The 20,685-nt window shown below is 64.9% G+C and carries 17 protein-coding genes and 2 pseudogenes; 14 read left to right on the forward strand and 5 right to left on the reverse strand.

The features are described 5' to 3' along the window. The 7 genes and pseudogenes from V8Z74_RS20355 to dnaB all read left to right on the forward strand — a co-directional run. Positions 1–190: pseudogene (locus V8Z74_RS20355) on the forward strand (hypothetical protein); the annotation flags it as partial. Continuing rightward, positions 187–1,559: pseudogene (gene trbL / locus V8Z74_RS20360) on the forward strand (P-type conjugative transfer protein TrbL). The pseudogenes V8Z74_RS20355 and trbL, both read left to right, overlap by 4 nt. 12 nt (positions 1,560–1,571) lie before the next feature. Continuing rightward, entirely contained in the window at positions 1,572–2,276 is a 705-nt protein-coding gene (trbF, locus tag V8Z74_RS20365; RefSeq protein WP_023121620.1) for a conjugal transfer protein TrbF, read from the forward strand. Next, a complete protein-coding gene (gene trbG, locus V8Z74_RS20370; RefSeq protein ID WP_349710921.1) occupies positions 2,273–3,265 on the forward strand; it encodes a P-type conjugative transfer protein TrbG in 993 nt (330 codons plus the stop codon). The genes trbF and trbG overlap by 4 nt, the downstream gene beginning before the upstream one ends. Before the next feature lie 2 nt (positions 3,266–3,267). Beyond that, on the forward strand, positions 3,268–4,548 hold the full coding sequence (locus V8Z74_RS20375) for a TraB/TrbI/VirB10 family type IV secretion system protein (protein ID WP_349710922.1): 1,281 nt from the start codon (positions 3,268–3,270) through the stop codon (positions 4,546–4,548). Then, positions 4,545–4,787 (forward strand): DUF2274 domain-containing protein, encoded by a 243-nt coding sequence (locus tag V8Z74_RS20380; RefSeq protein WP_029528641.1) that lies wholly within the window; start codon positions 4,545–4,547, stop codon positions 4,785–4,787. Before V8Z74_RS20375 ends, V8Z74_RS20380 begins: the two co-directional genes overlap by 4 nt. 409 nt (positions 4,788–5,196) lie before the next feature. Next, positions 5,197–6,624 carry a replicative DNA helicase gene (dnaB, locus tag V8Z74_RS20385; RefSeq protein ID WP_349710923.1) on the forward strand — a complete coding sequence of 476 codons (1,428 nt, stop codon included), beginning with the start codon at positions 5,197–5,199 and terminating at the stop codon, positions 6,622–6,624. Positions 6,625–6,786: 162 nt separating this feature from the next. On the opposite strand, the gene V8Z74_RS20390 is transcribed toward dnaB, so the two are convergent. From V8Z74_RS20390 to V8Z74_RS20405, 4 genes are all read right to left on the reverse strand, one after another. Then, positions 6,787–7,200: a hypothetical protein gene (locus V8Z74_RS20390; RefSeq protein WP_066472517.1), complete on the reverse strand. Its 414-nt coding sequence runs from the start codon at positions 7,198–7,200 to the stop codon at positions 6,787–6,789. Between the two features lie 3 nt (positions 7,201–7,203). Beyond that, entirely contained in the window at positions 7,204–8,964 is a 1,761-nt protein-coding gene (locus V8Z74_RS20395; RefSeq protein WP_349710924.1) for a PhoH family protein, read from the reverse strand. A gap of 239 nt (positions 8,965–9,203) precedes the next feature. Beyond that, positions 9,204–9,692, reverse strand: coding sequence for a peroxiredoxin (locus V8Z74_RS20400; protein ID WP_349710925.1), 489 nt, complete (start codon positions 9,690–9,692; stop codon positions 9,204–9,206). Positions 9,693–9,845: 153 nt separating this feature from the next. Further along, positions 9,846–10,214: an Mth938-like domain-containing protein gene (locus V8Z74_RS20405; protein WP_066472500.1), complete on the reverse strand. Its 369-nt coding sequence runs from the start codon at positions 10,212–10,214 to the stop codon at positions 9,846–9,848. A gap of 225 nt (positions 10,215–10,439) precedes the next feature. Between V8Z74_RS20405 and V8Z74_RS20410 the strand changes: the two genes are divergently transcribed. From V8Z74_RS20410 to moaD, 7 genes are all read left to right on the forward strand, one after another. Continuing rightward, a complete protein-coding gene (locus tag V8Z74_RS20410) occupies positions 10,440–11,726 on the forward strand; it encodes a pyridoxal phosphate-dependent aminotransferase (RefSeq protein WP_066472495.1) in 1,287 nt (428 codons plus the stop codon). 161 nt (positions 11,727–11,887) lie between these two features. Continuing rightward, on the forward strand, positions 11,888–13,222 hold the full coding sequence (locus V8Z74_RS20415; protein ID WP_349710926.1) for a homoserine dehydrogenase: 1,335 nt from the start codon (positions 11,888–11,890) through the stop codon (positions 13,220–13,222). Positions 13,223–13,230: 8 nt separating this feature from the next. Continuing rightward, positions 13,231–14,508, forward strand: coding sequence for a hypothetical protein (locus V8Z74_RS20420; RefSeq protein WP_349710927.1), 1,278 nt, complete (start codon positions 13,231–13,233; stop codon positions 14,506–14,508). 155 nt (positions 14,509–14,663) lie between these two features. Continuing rightward, entirely contained in the window at positions 14,664–16,088 is a 1,425-nt protein-coding gene (gene thrC / locus V8Z74_RS20425; protein WP_349710928.1) for a threonine synthase, read from the forward strand. A 167-nt stretch (positions 16,089–16,255) separates the two neighbouring features. Then, the gene (gene mobB, locus V8Z74_RS20430) at positions 16,256–16,819 is read left to right on the forward strand and encodes a molybdopterin-guanine dinucleotide biosynthesis protein B (protein WP_349710929.1); all 564 of its coding nucleotides are present in this window, start codon (positions 16,256–16,258) and stop codon (positions 16,817–16,819) included. Between the two features lie 4 nt (positions 16,820–16,823). Then, on the forward strand, positions 16,824–18,071 hold the full coding sequence (locus V8Z74_RS20435; RefSeq protein ID WP_349710930.1) for a molybdopterin molybdotransferase MoeA: 1,248 nt from the start codon (positions 16,824–16,826) through the stop codon (positions 18,069–18,071). Beyond that, a complete protein-coding gene (moaD, locus tag V8Z74_RS20440; RefSeq protein ID WP_349710931.1) occupies positions 18,068–18,334 on the forward strand; it encodes a molybdopterin converting factor subunit 1 in 267 nt (88 codons plus the stop codon). Before V8Z74_RS20435 ends, moaD begins: the two co-directional genes overlap by 4 nt. 342 nt (positions 18,335–18,676) lie before the next feature. On the opposite strand, the gene V8Z74_RS20445 is transcribed toward moaD, so the two are convergent. Continuing rightward, the gene (locus V8Z74_RS20445; protein ID WP_349710932.1) at positions 18,677–20,680 is read right to left on the reverse strand and encodes an AAA family ATPase; all 2,004 of its coding nucleotides are present in this window, start codon (positions 20,678–20,680) and stop codon (positions 18,677–18,679) included. Positions 20,681–20,685 lie beyond the last annotated feature (5 nt).

The raw sequence follows: 20,685 nt of genomic DNA on the forward strand, positions 1-20,685 counted from the left end.
ATTGCGCGCGCAATGCGCGGCCCATCCGCAACAGGTCATGCAGGCCACGGGCGAGGACGCTTGCCGCGCCGCCGCCGAAGCCTTCCGGCGGCGCTTCTTTTCCGGCGAGGCCGGGCCGGATGAATACCAGACGCTGGCCGACCTGCCGCCGATCCCGCCCAGCTTCGAGGAACCGGAGGGCACGCCATGAATGACGTGGCCATCATCGACCAGTTCCTCAACACCTTCGCCACCTACATCGACTCGGGTTTCGGGCTGCTGCGCGGCGAAGTGGCGTTCCTCACGGCCACGCTGATCGTCATCGACATGACGATCGCCGGCCTGTATTGGGCCATGAGCCACGCCACCGGCCAAGGCGAGGACGTGATCGCCAAGATGCTGCGCAAGGTGCTCTACGTCGGTGCCTTCGCCTACATCCTCAACAACTTCAACTGGCTGGCCAGCATCGTGTTCCGCTCGTTCGCGGGGCTGGGCATCACCGCCACCGGCTCGGCCATCACGATGGAGAACTTCTTGCAGCCGGGCCGGCTCGCCAAGACCGGCATCGACGCCGGAGCGCCGATTCTGGAGCAGATCGGCGAGATGGCCGGCTTCCCCGAGGTGTTCGTGAACCTCGACCCCATCGTGGTGATGTTCCTCGCGTGGCTGGTCGTGGTGCTGTGCTTCTTCGTGCTGGCGATCCAGCTTTTCATCACGTTGATCGAGTTCAAGCTGACCACGCTCGCGGGGTTCGTGCTGGTGCCGTTTGCGCTCTGGAACAAGACCAGCTTTCTCGCCGAGAAGGTGCTGGGCAATGTCGTGGCCGCCGGCATCAAGGTGCTGGTGCTGGCCGTGATCGTCGGCATCGGCTCGGGCCTGTTCTCGCAGTTCCAAGTTCATCCCGCCGAGCCGAACATCGACCACGCGCTGGTCATCATGCTGGCCTCGCTCACCTTGCTGGCGCTGGGCATCTTCGGCCCTGGCATCGCCACGGGCCTCGTGTCCGGTGCGCCCCAGCTCGGCGCGGGCGCGATGGCCGGTGCCGCTGTCGGCGCAGCCGGAACGGCAGTGGCAGTCGGTGCTGCCGCGACGGGCGTGGGCGGTGCGGTGGCCGCTGGTGCCCGCATGGCGCCGGCCGCCGCCAAGCTGGCTGGCAGCGGTGCCGCGTGCCGCCACGTCGGTGGCTGGCAGCGCGAAGTCGGCGTTTCCAGGCCGGTTCCGCCGCAGCAGGCGGCGGTGCCAAGGGCGCGATGGCGGGCCTGGGCAACGTCGCCAAGACCGGCGCGCAGTCCGCCGGACGCGCTGCCGCATCCCGCGCTTCCGCTGCCGGGCAGCGCATGGCCGCGCCGTTCCGCGCTGGCTGGAACGGCGACGCTGGCGCGTCAGCCGGTCAGGCCGCTACGAGCGAAGCCCCCGCAGGCGCTGCCGCTGCACAGACGCCCGAGCAGCCCGCCTGGGCCAAGCGGCTGCAACGCCGCCAGCAACTCACCCATGCCGCGACCACTGCCGCCCACACGCTGCGCGGTGGCGATGGCGGCGGCTCCGGCCAAGGGCCGAGCCTGCGCGATTCCGACTCATAAGGAGAACTGACCATGCGATTCAAGAAACCGCAGGTGCGCTATGCCGACACGCCGCAGCCTGCCACGCCGTACCAAGCTGCCGGCCAGGTATGGGACGACCGTATCGGCTCGCCGCGCGTGCAGGCGAAGAACTGGCGCTTGATGGCGTTCGGGTGCCTGACGCTCGCGCTGCTGATGGCCGGCGGCCTGGTGTGGCGCTCGGCGCAGTCCATCGTCACGCCCTACGTCGTGGAGGTGGACAACGCGGGCCAGGTGCGCGCCGTGGGCGAAGCTGCCACGCCGTACCGGCCGGGCGATGCGCAGACGGCGCACCACATCGCGCGCTTCGTGACACTGGTGCGCTCGCTGTCCATCGACCCCATCGTCGTCCGCCAAAACTGGCTGGACGCCTACGACTACACGACCGACAAGGGCGCGGCCGTGCTCAACGACTACGCACGGGTCAACGACCCGTTCGCGCGCATCGGCAAGGAGTCGGTGACGGTGCAGATCACCAGCGTCGTGCGCGCCAGCGACACGTCTTTCAACGTGCGCTGGACGGAACGCCGCTACGTCAACGGCGCCGCGGCGGGCCTGGAACGGTGGACGGCGGTGGTGTCCATCGTGCTCCAGCCGCCGCGCACCGAAGAACGCCTGCGCAAGAACCCGCTGGGCATCTACGTCAACGGCCTGTCGTGGAGCCGTGAACTGGATTCTTCCGAAGGAGCAAAACCATGAACTCATCTTTCCGCTTTTACGCTTTGCAGTTGATGCTTGTTGCCCTGGCGGGCTGCGCCACGCAGGGCAAGCCGCCGCCGACCATCTCGCTCGATGAGCCAGTGCAGGCCGAGCCGCTGCCCGAGCCGCCCGCGCCGGTGGAGGTGGTGGCCGTGCCCGAGGTGCTGCCGATGCCGGCGCAGTTGATGCCGGTTCCCGGGGCCGAGGATGCCAAGCCCGGGCCCGAGCCGGCCGACGAGAAGGTGCGCGTCTCGCGCGCCAATGCCGAGGCGCGCGTCGCGCCCACGCGCGAGGGCTACGTCAACGCGATTCAGGTGTGGCCCTTCACCGATGGCGCGCTCTATCAGGTCTATGCGGCCGTGGGCCGCGTGACCGTGGTGTCGCTCCAGCCTGGCGAGGAACTGGTGACGGTGGCCGCCGGCGATACCGTGCGCTGGATCGTGGGCGACACGTCCAGCGGCGGCGGTGCCGACCTGCGTGTCAACGTGCTGGTGAAGCCCATCCGCTCGAGCCTGAAGACCAATCTGGTCATCACCACCAGCCGCAGGACGTACCTGCTGGAGCTGACTTCCACGGAAAAGACGTGGATGGCGTCGGTGTCCTGGGAGTACCCGCGCGACCGGATGCTGGCCTTGCAGCGCCAAGCGCAAGCGGCCAGCGCCGCCGCGCCGGTTGATAGCGGCCTGTCGCTGGAGAACCTGCGTTTCCGCTACGCGATCAGCGGCGGCAATCCGCCGTGGAAGCCGCTGCGCGCCTTCGACGATGGCGCGAAGGTCTATATCCAGTTTCCCGCAGGCATCGCGCAAGGCGATCTTCCGCCGCTGTTCGTGATTGGGCCGGAAGGTGACGGGCAACTGGTGAACTATCGGTTCCGCTCGCCGTACTACATCGTGGATCGCCTGTTCGGCGCGGCCGAGCTGCGCCTGGGCGGGGACAAGGGCGACGTGGTGCGGATCGAGCGCACGGATGGCGTGGCACGGAGGAATTGACCATGAGCCAGGACAACACCCCTGACCTTGCCACGACACAGGCGGGCAAGATCGCGCCCGAGGCGGTGGCGCTTCGCGCCCAGCCGCGTGCTGTGACCCGGTTGAACCGGCGCACGCTGGCCGTCCTCGTCGGCGGCCTGTCGGTCACCGTGCTCGGGGCCACGATCTGGTCGCTGCAACCGCAGCGGCGCGGCGCGGGCGAGCAGACCGAGCTTTACAACGTCGATCGCGTGAGCAAGTCCGAAGGGTTGGACGGCCTGCCGGCCGACTACTCGAAGCTGCCGCCGAAGGTGCCCGAGCTGGGGCCGCCGCTGCCGGGCGATCTTGGCCCGGCCATCGTGAACTCGCAGCAGCCGGCCGTGGCCGCTTACGCGGCCCCCAGCCACGATCCGAACGATGCCTTGCGCAAGGAGGCGGAAGCCGCAGCGGCTTCGTCGGTGTTCTTTCGCTCGGGCGGCCAGGGCCAGGCCGCCGCCACGGCCACGACGGCGCAGACGGCGCCGGGTGTGCCTGGTGCTGCCAACACGCTCGCGGCCTTCGACCCGCTCGCGGCTGGGCCGGCCTCGACGGCGGCCCAGCCTGCCGATCCGACAGCCGTGCAGAACCGGCAAGACCAGAAAGAGGCGTTCCTGAAAGACGGTTCCACGGCAACCCGCAATTCCGGCAATCTGACGCTACCGGCGTCGCCGTATCAGGTCATGGCCGGAACAGTGATCGCGGGCGCACTGATGACGGGCATCAAGTCGGATTTGCCGGGCGACGTGATCGCCACGGTGACGGAGCCGGTCTATGACACGGCCACGGGCAAGTTCCTGCTGATCCCGCAGGGGTCGCGCATCCTCGGGCGATACAACAGCCAAGTCAGCTACGGGCAGAGCCGCGTGCAGGTGGTATGGAACCGGGTCATCCTGCCCGACACGTCCTCGCTGACGCTCGACAACCTTGTGGGCACCGACCCGGCCGGCTATGCCGGCCTGGAAGACGATGTGGACTGGCATTGGAATCGCATCGTCGCGGGCGCCGTGCTGACAACGCTGCTGGGCGTAGGCGCCGAGCTGGCCGCGCCGGAGAACCGCCAGGACGGCAACCGCATCGTCATCGCCGGGCGCGACAGCGCCCAGGACAGCATCAATCAGGTGGGCCAGGAGATCACCCGACGCAACATGAACATTCAGCCGACGCTGACCACGCGGCCGGGCCTGCCGGTTCGCATCATCGTCAATCGGGATCTGGTGCTGCGCCCGTACCAGCCGCTGTTCTTCAACCGGGGAGCTTCGCAATGAGCACGAAGAAGTTGCGGCTCGGGCCGCTGCCCAAGACCGAGAACGTCAAGTTGACCTTTGCCTGCCCGGCCACCCTGAAAGCCGACCTCGACCGCTACGCCGCGCTGCACGCGCAGACGTATGGCGAGGCGGTCGATGCCGAGAAGTTGATCCCGCACATGCTGGAGGCGTTCATGGCAGGGGATCGGGGATTCAGGAAGGGCACCGCGACGCGGAGCGTGCCGTCCAAGCCGACATGATGGCCTCGAACGCTGTCCAGCGGCATCAATCGAACGCGCAGCCCAAGGCTGCGCGTTCTTCGTTCTGGATGCCGCCAAGAGCCGCTTGGGCTATGATGGGCGACAAGGCCCGCCGTTCCTCGGCAATCCAGCACGACACAGTGCGATGCGGCTTTCTCTCCCGACGCTCTTATGTGGCTCCTAGCCCACGCTGCCAAGCTTCTCCAAAGTGGCCTGAAAAAGAGCTAACCTACTGTCCCATATACGGTTTCAAGTCTTGCGTGGTTGGCACGAAAGACTTGACACCGGCACTTTTTTGTTTTCAGGCCGGCACTGCCAGGTGCCGGCTGTGCTGCGTCCAGGTATCTGTGCGCGGCCGTGACGCGGCGAGCGCCTCCCGTTAGGATGGAGGGCTGTCCCAAGGAATTCCATGTCGTCTGTAATGCCCCCGCTCGATCTTGATGATGCTTTTGCGCCGGTGCCCCCGGCGGACCAGCAAGTGGCGCAGCTGCGCGTGCCGCCGCACTCCATGGAGTCCGAGTCCAGCGTGCTGGGCGGCCTGCTGCTGGACAACAATGCCTGGGACCGTGTGGGCGATCTGCTCAACGACAGCGATTTCTACCGCCATGAGCACAAGCTGATCTACGAAGCCATCGGCAAGCTGATCAACGCCAGCAAGCCCGCCGACGTGATCACCGTCTACGAGCACCTGCAGGGCATGGGCAAGGCCGAGGAAATCGGCGGCCTGATGTACCTGAACCAGCTGGCGCAATATGTGCCCAGTGCCAGCAATATCCGCCGCTACGCGGAAATCGTGCGCGAGCGCGCCATCCTGCGCAAGCTGGTGACGGCCAGCGACGAGATCGCCACCAATGCCTTCAACCAGCAGGGCAAGACGGTGGAGCGCATTCTCGACGAGGCCGAGCAGAAGATCATGGCCATCGGCGAAGAAGGCGCGCGCAACAAGCAGGGCTTCCAGTCGCTGGACACGCTGGTGGTGGACCTGCTGGACCGCGTCCAGGAGATGGCCGACAACCCGATGGACGTGACCGGCGTGCCCACGGGCTTTGTCGACCTGGACCGCATGACTTCGGGCCTGCAGGCGGGCGATCTGGTGATCCTGGCGGCGCGCCCCTCCATGGGCAAGACCTCGTTCGCGGTGAACATTGCCGAGCATGTGGCGCTCAACGAAGGCTTGCCGGTCGCCATTTTCTCGATGGAAATGGGCGCGGCCCAGCTGGCCGTGCGTATCGTGGGTTCCATCGGCCGCGTCAACCAGGGCAATCTGCGTACGGGCAAGCTCAGCGACGAGGAGTGGCCGCGCCTGACCGAGGCCATCGAGCGCCTGCGCACGGTGAGCCTGCATATCGACGAAACGCCGGGCCTCTCGCCCACGGAGCTGCGCGCCAATGCGCGGCGCCTGGCGCGCACCTGCGGCAAGCTCGGGCTCATCGTGGTCGACTACCTGCAGCTGATGAGTGGCTCGGGGGCTGCCAGCGCCGACAACCGCGCCACCGAGCTGGGCGAGATCTCGCGGGGCCTGAAGATGCTGGCCAAGGAGCTGCAATGCCCGGTGATTGCGCTGTCCCAGCTCAACCGCTCGGTGGAGCAGCGCACCGACAAGCGTCCCATGATGTCCGACCTGCGGGAATCGGGCGCCATCGAGCAGGACGCGGACATCATCATGTTCATCTACCGCGATGACTACTACAACAAGGAGAGCAAGGAGCCGAATATTGCCGAGGTCATCATCGGCAAGCAGCGTAACGGCCCGACGGGCACGGTGAAGCTCTTCTTCCAGAAGAACCAGACGCGCTTCGAGAACCTGGCCCAGGGCTACGGCAGCGACGAGTATTAAAAGCATAGCTGCCAGTGCAGGTATTCTGGGAAATTCATAGATCTATGAATATGAAATCTATGAATGCCAGGCGCTGCCAGCTATGAAAAGAAGAGCCGGCATCGCCCAATAAAAAGCCCGCAGCGCTGAAACTGCGGGCTTTTGTTTTGGAGTGGCAATGCGCTATGCGGCCGTGCGCAGCACGTAAACCCCCAGGCCGATCACGCAGATGCCCAGGATGCCGCTGGCCCACGCCAGGCGCTGGGCGCCGGTGCGCAGCGCGCCCACCGTGGCCACGATCTGGGCATTCTGCTGGGCCAGCTTCTCGATGATCTCCAGCGACTGGCGCTGGGATTGCTCGAGCTGGGCCACGCGCTCTTCCAGGCCCTGGATCAGCAGCAAGGCCTGTTCGCCCGAGGACCGGGGCGGCGACAGGTGCTGGGCCGCCTGCTGTGCGGCATCGGCCTGCGCCTGGTGCTCTGCCTGGGCGTCCTTCTTCTTGAGCATGCCCTGGGCGGCCTTGACCACCTGGGGCGTGGCCTTGATCACATCCGCCCAGGGGACCATCTTGAGCGCGCTGATCCAGCTGATCGCCATGGCTTAGAGCACCTCGCTGGCAAAGTCCGCCAGGCGCGAGCGTTCGCCGCGCGCCAGGGTGATGTGGCCGCTGTGGGGCCAGCCCTTGAAGCGGTCCACCACATAGGTCAGGCCCGAGCTGCCTTCGGTCAGGTAGGGGGTGTCGATCTGCGCCAGGTTGCCCATGCAGATGATCTTGGTGCCGGGGCCGGCGCGCGTGATCAGCGTCTTCATCTGCTTGGGCGTCAGATTCTGGGCCTCGTCGATGATGACGTACTTGTTCAGGAAGGTGCGCCCGCGCATGAAGTTCATGCTCTTGATCTTGATGCGGCTGCGGATCAGCTCGTTGGTCGCCGCGCGCCCCCATTCGCCGGCATTGCCGCCGTCGCCCTTGGCCAGGAACTCGAGGTTGTCGTCCAGCGCGCCCATCCACGGACCCATCTTCTCCTCCTCGGTGCCGGGCAGGAAGCCGATGTCCTCGCCCACGCTCACCGTGGCGCGGGTCATGATGATCTCGGTGTAGCGGCGCTCGTCCAGCACCTGGGCCAGGCCCGCGGCCAGGGCCAGCAGCGTCTTGCCGGTGCCGGCCGTGCCGGTCAGCGTGACGAAGTCCACGTCCGGGTTCATGAGCAGGTTCATCGCGAAGTTCTGCTCGCGGTTGCGGGTGGAGACGCCCCAGACCGCATTCTTGGGGTTGCCGAAGTCGCGCAGCGTCTTGAGCACGGCCGTCCTGTCGCGGATCTCGGTCACGCGCATGTACAGGCTGGGCTCGCCGGGGCCTTCGTAGTAGACGAACTGGTTGATCATCAGCTGGTCCACGATGGCGCCACTGACGCGGTAGTAGGTGATGGCGCCTTCCTGCCAGCTTTCCACGTTCTTGCCGGCCTTGGCCCAGAAGTCGTGCGGCAGGGCCAGCACGCCGGCGTACAGCAGGTCGCCGTCGTCCAGCACCTTGTCGTTCTGGTAGTCCTCGGCGGCCAGGCCCAGGGCGCGCGCCTTGACGCGCATGTTGATGTCCTTGGACACCAGCACCACTTCGCGGTCGCTGTATTCGCCGCGCAGCGCGGCCACCACGCCCAGGATCTGGTTGTCGGCCTTGCCCTGGGGCAGGCCCTCGGGCAGGGCCGCGTCCAGCGGATGGGTCTGGAAGTACAGCGTGCCGGTGGCGCCCTTCTGGCCGGTGGCGTTGAGCGGCAGGCCCTTGTCCAGGCCGTCGGCCGGCTGGGAGGCCACGAGGGAATCCAGCGTGCGGCTGACCTGGCGGCCGTTGCGCGCCACTTCGGTCATGCCCTTCTTGTGGTTGTCCAGCTCCTCCAGCACCACCATGGGCAGGAAGATGTCGTGCTCCTCGAAGCGGAACAGGCTGCTGGGGTCATGCAGCAGCACATTGGTATCCAGCACGAACAGCGTCTTGGGCGCCGGGTGGCCGCCGCGCGCCTTGCGCCCCGACACCGGTGCGGCGGCCGGTGCAGGCTTGGCCGGGGCGGCTGGCGCAGCCGGCGTGGCCGGAGTCACGGCCGGGGCCTTGGCGGATTGGGGGGCGCTTCTGGTGCTGCGTGGCTTTTTGGCCGCAGCGCTGCCGGCAGCCGGCGCAGCAGCCGTTGCCGCGGCAGTCGATGCGCGGCGGGTACGTGTTTTGGCGGCAGCGCCGTTGGTCGCTGCGGGCGTGCTGTCGGAGATGGCGGCGGTTCCCAATGCGTCGTCGGTTTCCGCAGCACGGGTGGTGAGAAAGGCTTCTGCGGGGAGCTTGGCGGCACGGCGGCCGGGGGCGGGAGGCAGGGGCATAGTGGACGAACCGTTCCTCAACAAGGATCAAAAAGCACAAAGCCGCCTGGAAACCGAGGCGGCTTTGTGTGGGTGAAAAGGAAAAACTGCGTAGCACTGAGGCATTGCCCCATTATGCATAGCCCGGTGGGCGCTCAGGCCGGATTTCCGATTCTTTGCGGGGCGGCGGCGCTGTTAAAGACGGTGAAACATTGCGGGTGCAGGTGTTTCGCCGCCGTGCCGCGTCCGGTGGCAGGGACTCAGGCGACCTTCTTGTCCTGGGCCTTGATGGCCTTCACGGCCTTGAGCACCTCGTCCACATGGCCGGGGACCTTCAGGCCGCGCCATTCCTGCACCAGCAGGCCGTCGGGGCCGACCAGGAAGGTGGAGCGCTCGATGCCCTTGACCTTCTTGCCGTACATGATCTTGTTCTTGACCACGCCGAACATGTGGCACATTTTCTCTTCGGTGTCGGCAATCAGCTCGAACGGCAGTTCGAGCTTGGCCTTGAAGTCGTCGTGCGACTTCATGTTGTCGCGCGAAACCCCGAACACGGTGGCGCCAGCTTTCACGAAATCCTTGTATTTATCGCGAAACTGCATTGCTTCCGTTGTACAACCGGGCGTATTGTCCTTGGGGTAAAAATACAGGATCAGAATCTGGCCCGTGTGGGAGGTGTTGGTCACCTTGATCCCGCCGGTAGCGTTGGCTTCAAATTCAGGAAGGGGTTTGTTGACAACGATCGCCATGCGCTTGTATCTCTCGGGTGTAGTCGTTGAAATGCCGAAGGCGCCTTTGTGTCGTTGCGTATTCTTGTTTTTATCGACCAGCCAAGGCGCCCCCAACCGCAACCAGCGATTTTACCCTGAAATACGTATTCCCCCTATTGAGGGGCGAGGAGTCTACTCCAGAAGTAGGGCTGCAATCACATTGCGGCCTTCTCCGGCAAGGATGTTGTAGGTGCGGCACGCCGAATGCGTGTCCATGGTTTCCAGCCCCATGCGCTTTTCCATCAGCGGTTTGAGCCAGGCCGGCGGCGGAAAGCGGTTGCGCGCGCCGCTGCCGAAGATGATGACCTCGGCGTCGAGCCGAGCCAGCTCCTCGAAGTGGGCGGGCGTGAGGTCCTCGAAGCGCGCGCAGTTCCACTCCTGGAGCAGGCCGCGCGCGCCCACGATCAGGCTGTGCTCGTGGTTTTGCTGGTCCACCGCAATCCAGCCCGGGCCGTAGCCGGTGATGGATTGCGCTTCGAATTTGTCGGCCTGGAGTTTCATGGCGTTCGGGTGCGCAGACGGCGCGGCGCACGCAAGGTGGTTGGGGTGTGGCAGGAGGCCGGCGGCCGCGTGCGCCGGCGCAAAAGGCGTCCGCATGTTCGCTGGTCTCCATGCAGCCAGGGTGGGGACCTTGCTGCAATGCGGAACTGTGGTCAAATTATAGGTTTCACCGTGGCGTGCAGTGCGCCGTGGCGTGCCTCAAAACCCTTTCCTCCTATCTTGAGCATGAAGACCGTTCAAAAATCCGCAAAACTAGCCAACGTCTGTTATGACATCCGCGGGCCCATCATGGACGCGGCCAAGAAGATGGAGGAGGACGGCCAGAAGATCATCAAGCTCAACATCGGCAATCTGGCCGTGTTCGGCTTCGACGCCCCCGAGGAAGTGCAGCAGGACATGATCCGCAACCTGCCCAACTCGGCCGGCTATTCCGACAGCAAGGGCATTTTCGCGGCGCGCAAGGCCGTGATGCACGAAACCCAGCGCCAGGGCATCAAGGGCGTGACGCTGGACGACATCTTCCTGGGCAACGGCGCCTCGGAGCTGATCGCGCTGGCCACCAACGCGCTGCTGGACAACGGGGACGAGATGCTGCTGCCCGCGCCCGACTATCCGCTGTGGACGGCTGTGACCAGCCTGTCCGGCGGCACGCCCGTGCACTACCTGTGCGACGAGGCCAACGGCTGGATGCCGCGCCTGGACGACATCCGCGCCAAGATCACGCCGCGCACCAAGGCCATCGTGGTCATCAACCCCAACAACCCCACGGGCGCGCTGTATTCCAGGGAGCTGCTGCTGGAGATCGTGCAGATCGCCCGCGAGCACGGCCTGGTGATATTCGCCGACGAGGTCTACGACAAGGTGCTGTACGACGATGTCAGGCACACGCCGCTGGGCAGCCTGTCCACCGATGTGCTGACCATCACCTTCAACTCGCTGTCCAAGGCCTACCGCAGCTGCGGCTACCGCGCCGGCTGGATGGTGATCTCGGGCGACAAGAAGCCCGCCCGGGACTACATCGAGGGCCTGAACATGCTTTCGAACATGCGCCTGTGCGCCAATGTGCCGGGCCAGTGGGCGGTGCAGACGGCGCTGGGCGGCCACCAGAGCATCGACGAGCTGGTCAGGGAAGGTGGCCGCCTGCGGGTGCAGCGCGATCTGGCCTGGGAGATGATCAACGCCATTCCGGGCGTGTCCTGCGTCAAGCCCCAGGCGGCGCTGTACATGTTCCCGCGCCTGGACCCCGCGGTCTATCCGATCCAGGACGACCAGGAGTTCTTCCTCGAGGTGCTGCAGGAAACCAAGGTCATGCTGGTACAGGGCACGGGCTTCAACTGGCCCGAACCCGACCACTTCCGCATCGTGTTCCTGCCGCACGAGGCGGACCTGCGCGAGGCCATCAACCGCCTGGCCGCCTTCCTGGCCAGGTACCGCCAGCGCCACGGCACGGACAAGCCCCGCGCCGCGCAGCTGCAGCAGCCCAAGGTTGCCAAGGTGGAGAAGGCGGCCTAGGAATCCTGGAGCTTGCGCCCACAAGAAGGAAGAAGGCGCCAGAGCCGTTCTTCAAGGCAAAGGTCTTGCCTGCATCCGGTGGGCGCAAGCCGTGAATCTTTTTTCGATAGCTGAAGGCGCTTGACTGGCAAGCGCCGAAGCGTGTTTTACCTCTGAAGTTTATGAAACCAATCCAAGTAGGCCTGTTGGGCATTGGCACCGTGGGTAGCGGTACTTTCAATGTGCTGGAACGCAACCAGGACGAGATTCGCCGTCGCGCGGGCCGTGGCATTGAGATTGCCATGGTGGCCGACTTGGATACGGCCCGCGCCAAGAGCGTGGTCGGCGACAAGGCCAAGGTGGTGGGCGATGCGCGCGAGATCATCGCCAATCCCGACATCGACGTGGTGGTGGAGCTGATCGGCGGCTACGGCATCGCCAAGGCCCTGGTGCTCGAAGCCATCGCGGCCGGCAAGCACGTGGTCACCGCCAACAAGGCGCTGCTGGCCGTGCACGGCACGGAAATCTTCAAGGCCGCCGCCGAAAAGGGCGTGATCGTGGCCTTCGAGGCGGCTGTGGCCGGCGGCATCCCCATCATCAAGGCGCTGCGCGAAGGCCTGACGGCCAACGAGATCCAGTGGGTGGCCGGCATCATCAACGGCACGACCAACTTCATCCTGTCCGAGATGCGCGACAAGGGCCTGGACTTCGACGTGGTGCTCAAGGAAGCCCAGCGCCTGGGCTACGCCGAGGCCGACCCCACCTTCGACATCGAAGGCGTGGACGCCGCCCACAAGGCCACCCTGATCAGCGCCATTGCCTTCGGCATCCCGGTGCAGTTCGACAAGGCCTATGTGGAAGGCATCACCAAGCTGTCCGCGGCCGACATCCGCTATGCCGAGCAACTGGGCTACCGCATCAAGCTGCTGGGCATCACCAAGCGTGCCGACAAGGGCATCGAGCTGCGCGTGCACCCGTCGCTGGTGCCGGCCAAGCGCCTGATCGCCAACGTGGAAGGCGCGATGAACGCCGTGGTCGTGTATGGCGACGCCGTGGGCGCGACCCTGTACTACGGCAAGGGTGCGGGCTCCGAGCCCACGGCATCGGCCGTGATCGCCGACCTGGTGGACATCGCCCGCCTGCACGACGCCGACCCGGCCCACCGCGTGCCGCCGCTGGCCTTCCAGTCCCACACGCTGGGCGCCGCCGGCAAGGACCTGCCCGTGCTGCCCATGGGCGAAGTCGTGACCAGCTACTACGTGCGCATCCGCGTGTCCGACGAGGCCGGCGTGCTGGCCAAGATCACCGGCCTGCTGGCCGAAGCCGGCATCAGCATCGATGCCGTGCTGCAGCGCGAAGCCGACGAGGTGGGCGGCGAAGGCTCGACCCAGACCGACCTGATCATCCTCACGCACGACACCCGCGAAGGCAATATGGACGCCGTGCTGGCGCAGATCCAGGGCCTGCCCACGGTGCTGGCGCCCATTACCCGCATCCGCAAGGAAGAACTCAACTGAGAAAGCCCATGCGCGATCGCACTCGAGCCGGAACCCTTCCCGTCCAGTGCGATTCGCGCACCGGCCTTCCCTCCAGAGGCTGGCGCCCCGTGGCGCTGGCCTTTTCCGTTTCTGTGGCTGGCGCAGCCGTAGCCGCGCCCGTGGATGTCTATCGCGGAACGCTCGGCGGCTCCGAGGTGGTGATGGAGCTGGGCAGGCCCCAGGCCGACGGTTCGCGCCAGGGACGCTATTTCTACCGCCGCCATGGCGTGGATATTCCGCTCCAGGGGCCCCTCAATGCGCTGGCCGAGGCGCAGCCGCTCACACCGGAGCTGACGGAAAAGCTGGGCAAGGATGCGCCGCTGTTCACCGATGCCAGCCAGCGCGCCGTGGTCTGGAGCCTGCAGCCGCAGGGCGACGGCCTGAGCGGCGAATGGGTGGATCACATTCATGGCAAGAAACTGCCGCTGAGCCTCCGGCGCATTGCGCACTACGATCCCGAAAGGATTGCGCCGCAAGGCGTGGAAGCGGTGACCCAGGCCATCGTGCAAGGGGCTGGCAGCAGCATCTCGCAAGGCGTTGCCATCAGCGAGCAGACCACGCCCTATGACTATTTGCGCGTTGCCGGGCAGCCGCTGGAGCGAGGCCGGGAAGTGGTGATTGCGCAGGATCTGGCCTGGCAGCCCGTGCGCGACGCCCGTACCAGGCTCTGGTACCCGCGCCTTACCCGCCATCCCGATGCCCGGATTCTGGCCCGGACCAATGCCCTGCTGGAGCAGCGCCACTGGGCCATGAGCCTGGAAGCGCTGGGCTGCCGCGCTTCCCTCTATCTGAACCTCGGGCCGGCGGCGGGCTCGCTGGGCAATTATGAAAACGAGCAAATCCAGGTCACGTATCTGAGCAAGGCCCTGATGAGCGTGGTCGAGTCGGGGTCTACCGATTGCGGCGGCGCCCATCCCAACAATCATTACGACCCGTTTGTGCTGGATTTGCTGCGAGGCGGCTACATGGACTTCACGCGGCTGCTCAAGGGGGCCAAATATGGCGAGTACAAGCTGGAGTACGGCGATCGCTTCCTGCGTTTTCTGGACAAGGCAGCGCGCAGGCATGCCGGAGATGACAACGATTGCACCGGCCTGCTGCCCCAGTACATGGCGCCGATGTTCGACAAGCCCGACAGGATGAGTTTTGTGATTTCCGGCATAGGCCATGCCATGGGGGTGTGCCTGGGCAGCGGCGTCAGTGTTCCGTTCAAGGACCTGAGGCCCTATGTCAGGCCGGGGGCGGAGCGCTACCTGCAGCCTTGACCCTGCACCCGGCGCGGGACGAGGCAACGGCGTTGGCCGGTCTCTGCATTGGCGCACGGTGGCTTCGGGCCCGCTGACCGATAATGGAGGGCTTGGCGGCATGACACCTGCCCGTTTGGCTGCCCGTTCTGAAGACTGTTTTTGACGAGTTCGAGATGCTGTACCTGTCCACCCGCGGTCATGCCGACCGCAAGCGTTTCTGCGACATCCTGCTCGAAGGCCTGGCGCCCGATGGCGGCCTGTACCTGCCCGAGCACTACCCACGCATCGACGACGCCCAGCTGACCCGGTTGCGCCAGACGCTGGCCACCCAGGGCTATGCGGCCCTGGCCTTCGAGATCCTGTCGCTGTACATCGACGACATTCCGGCCGACGACCTGCGCGCCCTGTGCGCCAAGACCTATACCAGGGAAACCTTCGGCACCGATGCCATCGTGCCCGTGCGCCAGCTCGAGGGCCATCTGCTGATCGAAGCCCTGTCCAACGGCCCCACGCTGGCCTTCAAGGACATGGCCATGCAGCTGCTGGGCAACCTGTTCGAGTACGAACTGGCCCGCCGCGGCGAGGAACTCAACATCCTGGGCGCCACCAGCGGCGACACGGGCAGCGCGGCCGAGTACGCCATGCGCGGCAAGAAGGGCGTGCGCGTGTTCATGACCAGCCCCAACGGCCGCATGAGCCCTTTCCAGCAGGCGCAGATGTTCAGCCTGCAGGACGAGAACATCCACAACATCGCCATCGAGGGCGTGTTCGACGACTGCCAGGACATCGTCAAGGCGGTCAGCAACGACCACGCCTTCAAAGCGAAGTACAAGATCGGCACCGTCAACTCCATCAACTGGGCGCGCCTGCTGGCCCAGGTGGTGTACTACTTCGCGGGCTATCTGCAGGCCACGAAGAGCAATGCCGAAAAGGTCAGCTTCACCGTGCCCAGCGGCAACTTCGGCAACATCTGCGCCGGCCACGTGGCGCGCCAGATGGGCCTGCCGATTGCAAAGCTGGTGGTGGCCACCAACGAGAACGACGTGCTCGACGAGTTCTTCCGCACCGGCGTCTACCAGGTGCGCGGCGCGGCCCACACCTACGAGACTTCCAGCCCGTCCATGGATATCTCCAAGGCCAGCAACTTCGAGCGCTTCGTGTTCGATCTGGTCGGCCGCGACGGCGCGCGCACCAAGGCCCTGTTTGCCGATGGCGTGGCCCGCGAAGGCAAGTTCGACCTGAGCCGGGATCCGGCCTTCCAGAACGCTGCGGCGCAATACGGCTTTGTTAGCGGCAAGAGCACGCATGCCGACCGCCTGGCCACCATCAAGGACTGCTACGAGCGCCTGGGCCAGATGATCGATACCCACACGGCCGACGGCGTGAAGGTCGCGCGCGAGCATCTGGGCGCGGAGCCCATGCTGGTGCTGGAAACCGCCCTGCCCATCAAGTTCGCAGCGACCATCGAGGAGGCGCTGGGCCGCCAGCCCGACCGTCCGGCCAAGTTCGACGGCATCGAGTCGCTGCCCAAGCGCGTGGTCGTCATGGCGGCCGATGCCGAGAAAGTCAAGGACTTCATCGCGGAACACTGCCGCTGATCTGCGCCGCCCGAGGAGAAAGCACCTGAAGCCTGGCTGCAGGTGCTTTTTCTTTTTGGGTGAAAATGGCTGCTAGCGCTTGATGGGAAAGCGTGGGAAGCTATCAAAAAAAGAGGGTTCATGTCGCCAACCATTGCCATGCAGGCGCCGGCCAAAGCGAGGTCGGCATGAAGGTCATCGGCTTTGCCGGATATTCGGGCTCGGGCAAGACCACGCTGGTCGAAGCCGTGGTGGCGCTGATGCGCGAGCGCGGCCTCAGGGTATCCGTGGTCAAGCATGCCCACCACCGCTTCGACGTGGACCGCGAAGGCAAGGACAGCTGGCGCCACCGCGAAGCGGGTGCGTACGAGGTGCTCCTGGCATCGGACCGCCGGCTGGCGCTGATGCGCGAGTTCGAGCAACCCATGGAGCTGTCGGTGCACGACATGCTGGCCGAGCTCGATCCCCGCGTCGACTGGGTGCTGGTCGAAGGCTTCAAGCATGGCGACGTGCCCAAGATCGAGGTCTGGCGCGAACAGCCCGACCGCGTGGAGCAGGGCAAGCGCACCGGGCCCCTGTACCCGCACGACGCGCGCGTGCTGGCCGTGGCCACCGATGCGCCCCAGGCCCTGCCCGTGCCGCCGCGCCAGCCCGTGCTGGACCTGAACCGGCCCGCGCAGGTGCTGCAATGGCTGTTGGAGCAGGGCGAACAGCTGGCGTATGCGCAGCGCCCGCAAGTTTTGGAGAAATAAGCGAATGCAAGTTCAGAGAAAACCGCTCAAACCCCTGGACCAGGCCCTGCAGGAGCTGCTGGCGCATGCCCAGGCCCGGCCCGACGTGGAGCTGGTGGACACCTTCGATGCCGACGGCCGCGTGCTGCTGCAGGACGCCGTCTCGCCGCTGCAGGTGCCGCCCCAGGACAACTCCGCCATGGACGGCTATGCCCTGCGCGCAGCCGACTGGGAAGCCGATCTGCCCTTGCCCGTTTCCCAGCGCATTCCGGCCGGCACTTCGCCCGCGCCCCTGGCCCCGGCCTCGGTGGCCCGCATCTTCACGGGCGCGCCCGTGCCCGCCGGCGCTGACGCCGTGGTCATGCAGGAAGACTGCGAAGGGGTGGAAGACGGCCGCGTGCGCATCAAGGCCCGGCCCCAGGCCGGCCAGTGGATTCGCCGCGCCGGCGAGGACATCACCCTGGGCGCGACGGTGATTGCCGCCGGCACGCGCCTCACGCCCGCCCACCTGGGCCTGGCCGCCAGCATGGGATTTGCCCGCCTGCAGGTGGCGCGCAAGCCGCGCGTGGCCCTGTTTTCCACGGGCGACGAACTGGTCATGCCCGGCACCGTGGCCCCGCAGGACATGAAGCCCGGCAGCATCTACAACAGCAACCGCTTCTTCCTGCGCGCGCTGCTGCTGCGCATGGGCTGCGAGGTGACGGACCTGGGCATCGTCCCCGACGACCGCCAGGCCACCATCGACGCCCTGGCCCGGGCGGCCGCCGGCCATGACCTGATCGTCACCAGCGGCGGCGTCTCGGTGGGCGAGGAAGACCATATCAGGCCCGCCGTGCAGCAGCTGGGCCAGCTTGACCTGTGGCAGATCGACATCAAGCCCGGCAAGCCCTTTGCCTACGGCCGCGTCAACCGCAGCGAGGAGGGCGCGGGTTTTGCCCACTTCATCGGCCTGCCGGGCAATCCGGTCTCCAGCTTCGTGACCTTCCAGGTGCTGGTGCGGCCCTTCCTGCTGCGCCTGCAGGGCGTGGACAACGTGCTGCCGCGCGGCATGCCCGCGCGTGCCGACTTTGCCCTGCCCAAGGCCGACCGGCGCCGCGAATTCCTGCGCGTGCGCTACAACGCGCGGGGCGGGCTGGAACTGTTTGGCAACCAGAGCTCGGGCGTGCTGACCTCGGCCGCCTGGGGCGACGGCGTGGTGGACAACCCGGCCGGCACCACGATCGCCGAGGGCGATACCGTGCGCTTCATTCCTTTTGCGGAGCTGATGGCATGACGACGAGCTTGAAAACAATCACCGTGCGCTATTTCGCCTCCATCCGCGAAGCCATGGGCACGGGCAGCGCCACGCTGCAGACTGCGGCCGCCACCGTGGGCGCGCTGCGCGAGGAACTGATGGCCCAGAGCGGCGCGGCCGCCACCGCGCTCACCCACGGCAAGGCCGTGCGCATGGCGCTGAACCAGGCCATGTGCGATGGCGATGCCGAAATCCGCAGCGGCGACGAAGTGGCGTTTTTCCCGCCGGTGACGGGCGGGTAACTGCGCAGCTGTAAAGCTCCTGCTACCGCCTCGGATCTGCAGGGGCCGGCAAGGTGGTGAATTGCCGGCAGCACTGCGGTTCAACCTGCCAATAGAAAAAGCGCTTCTGGTGAGCGCTTTTTTTCCAGAAATGACAGGCGTTTGGCTTATGCCGTCTGGAAGGCTGACGTGATCGGTTTGCACCTGGGCTGGTGATGGGCTGCAATCGGCCAGGAGCAGCCAGTCGCCAGTGGCTGCTTTCTAGCAACTCAAAAGCGCGATGTAAGCTCACTACAGATGCTTAATTTGCAAATCTGAAAAGTGAGCATTCGTGCCGAGCACGCATAAGTGTATTAATTTGAATTAATCTTGGAACAGTTCCATCCAAGTCGGAGTACTGAGGTGCTCGGTAACCGTGTAGATCCGAGCGTCCGATGCCTGCGCAGCTCCACCGATATGGTGATGGACTTTCGGACGCAGCCCGTCCATCAACTTTTTGCCGTGTGCGTGTGCGAACGACACCGGTGTTAGACCGTTGGCCGGAAGGAATCCTTGGATAGGCGGAGCGTTGTTCGGCATTCCTGACGCTGCCCATTCAGGCTTGCCACGTTTTCGCGGAGCTTCATAGAGTGTCACGCGAATCTGCTCGCGCGCTACACGCGCAGCGTTGACAAGATCGTCGCGTCTGAGTGCAGCCACATCCGCTATCGCAGCGTCTATCAGTTCGGGAGCGAGCTCCACGAAGACCGCCTTTAGGTGAGCAGGTTGAGCGAACGAATGCTCCACATCGTTGAGCGGAGTAAAGACCTCTTTGACTCGTTCGACGCCATTACGTTGCCGTTCAGCCTCTGCGGTGGAAAGCTCAAACTGCATTTCCTGCTCGGTCCGGAAATCGCGATCTCGGTGCAGAATTATTCGAGCATCTGGGCGCATGTCTGTAATCATGCTTGCCAGAAGCCTGGCTGCCGGAAGATTTCCGCAACCATTGTATGAAAGCACTGCAAGGGTATCCGGGGCTCCGTTGGACTTTGCCAGAACAGTCACTGGCTGTGTCAGTTTATCCTCGGTCATGAGGATCACGGGCCTTGCGGGGTCAAACGCATCGGCACCTGCTGAGAGCGCACCGAGTGCCATCAAGATTGGGATGGCGGGTCTCCGTGCTGCGTCAACCGGGACTTTGGCACCGCCGCTCATCCAAACAACTGCAGCATCCGAATCGTACATGAGTCGCTGAATCAGTTGCGGCGAATGACTGGCAAAGAGAATACGAGTCCCCGTCGCTGCAGCCACCCCTTTCAGCGCATCGTAGAGGCGCCCTTGGCTGTCTGCATGCAAGTGCGCATCTGGCTCATCAAGAAGGAGGAGGGGCGGCGCATAAAAGCAGGTGTACGCAATGATTTGAATGACCTGAAGCATCCCCGTTGAAGCCATGTCGAGGGGGACGCGTGACCCGCTGAATTCAACCTCTACTTTGACATGTCTGTCGCGCTGCGGGTTGTGGTCTACGATGACTCGGCAGCCTGCATAGCATCGATCCAAAAGTGTCGAGAAGGTCTGCCAGCCGCTGTCAAGGGGAAGAAGGGAAATTTCTCTGCCTTGTCTCCAGGCTGCCCTAGCCATCTCGTCCAGCCCGCGAGTGAACAAGTGGTCAAGCACAGTTCGCAAGTAGAGATTAGCGTCGCCATGCATAACGGCAGCGTCCATCGCTCCCTTGGTTCGCCACTCTTCTCGCACCGGGATGCCTGAAAGGCCAGGGGTGAGGATGGAAAAGGGGCGGTCAGGGTCTGCTAGCACCTCGGCCAAGTCGTCGTCCCCAATGCGAGTTATGGCGATGTTGGCGTTCTTTCCGCGACGGACTTCGATGGTGAGTTGTTTTATAGCGCCCGTGTCTAGGTCGACGCCGCCATAGGCTATTGAGAAGCCGCGAGTTTGGGTTGCTGGCAAGCCGCGCCGTAAGTCGAGCAGTCGATCAGTTGGTCTAAAGAGGACAGCATCATTCGCAACTGTGCCTTCAAACTCAAATTTGCCGTTTGCTTTTCTACGAAATGCAGCTTGCAGAATTGAGATGCCTAACTGTGCCGCCTGAAGTGCGCTGCTTTTGCCGCTGGTGTTGCCGCCCACCAAAGCAGTGATAGGTTGAAGATCAACTTCAAGCGATTCGATTTGTTTGAAGTGTTTGACGGTGATTTTGTCGAGCCGGATTCTAATTTTTCTACTCCCCAAGAATGGGAGGCATCTTAATCGCTGGGGGGTATCTAGCACGCCCATCACCCGTGACATCGATGCGACATTCTCTCTCCGCAAACGTCCGGTTTCGGGCAGCTTGAAGCCCAGGTCGAATGCCTGCTCTGGGTCGAATGCCGCCATCAAGC

The sequence above is a fragment of the Comamonas sp. w2-DMI genome (assembly GCF_040187735.1).
In the GTDB taxonomy this organism is placed as follows: Bacteria; Pseudomonadota; Gammaproteobacteria; order Burkholderiales; family Burkholderiaceae_C; genus Comamonas; species Comamonas terrae.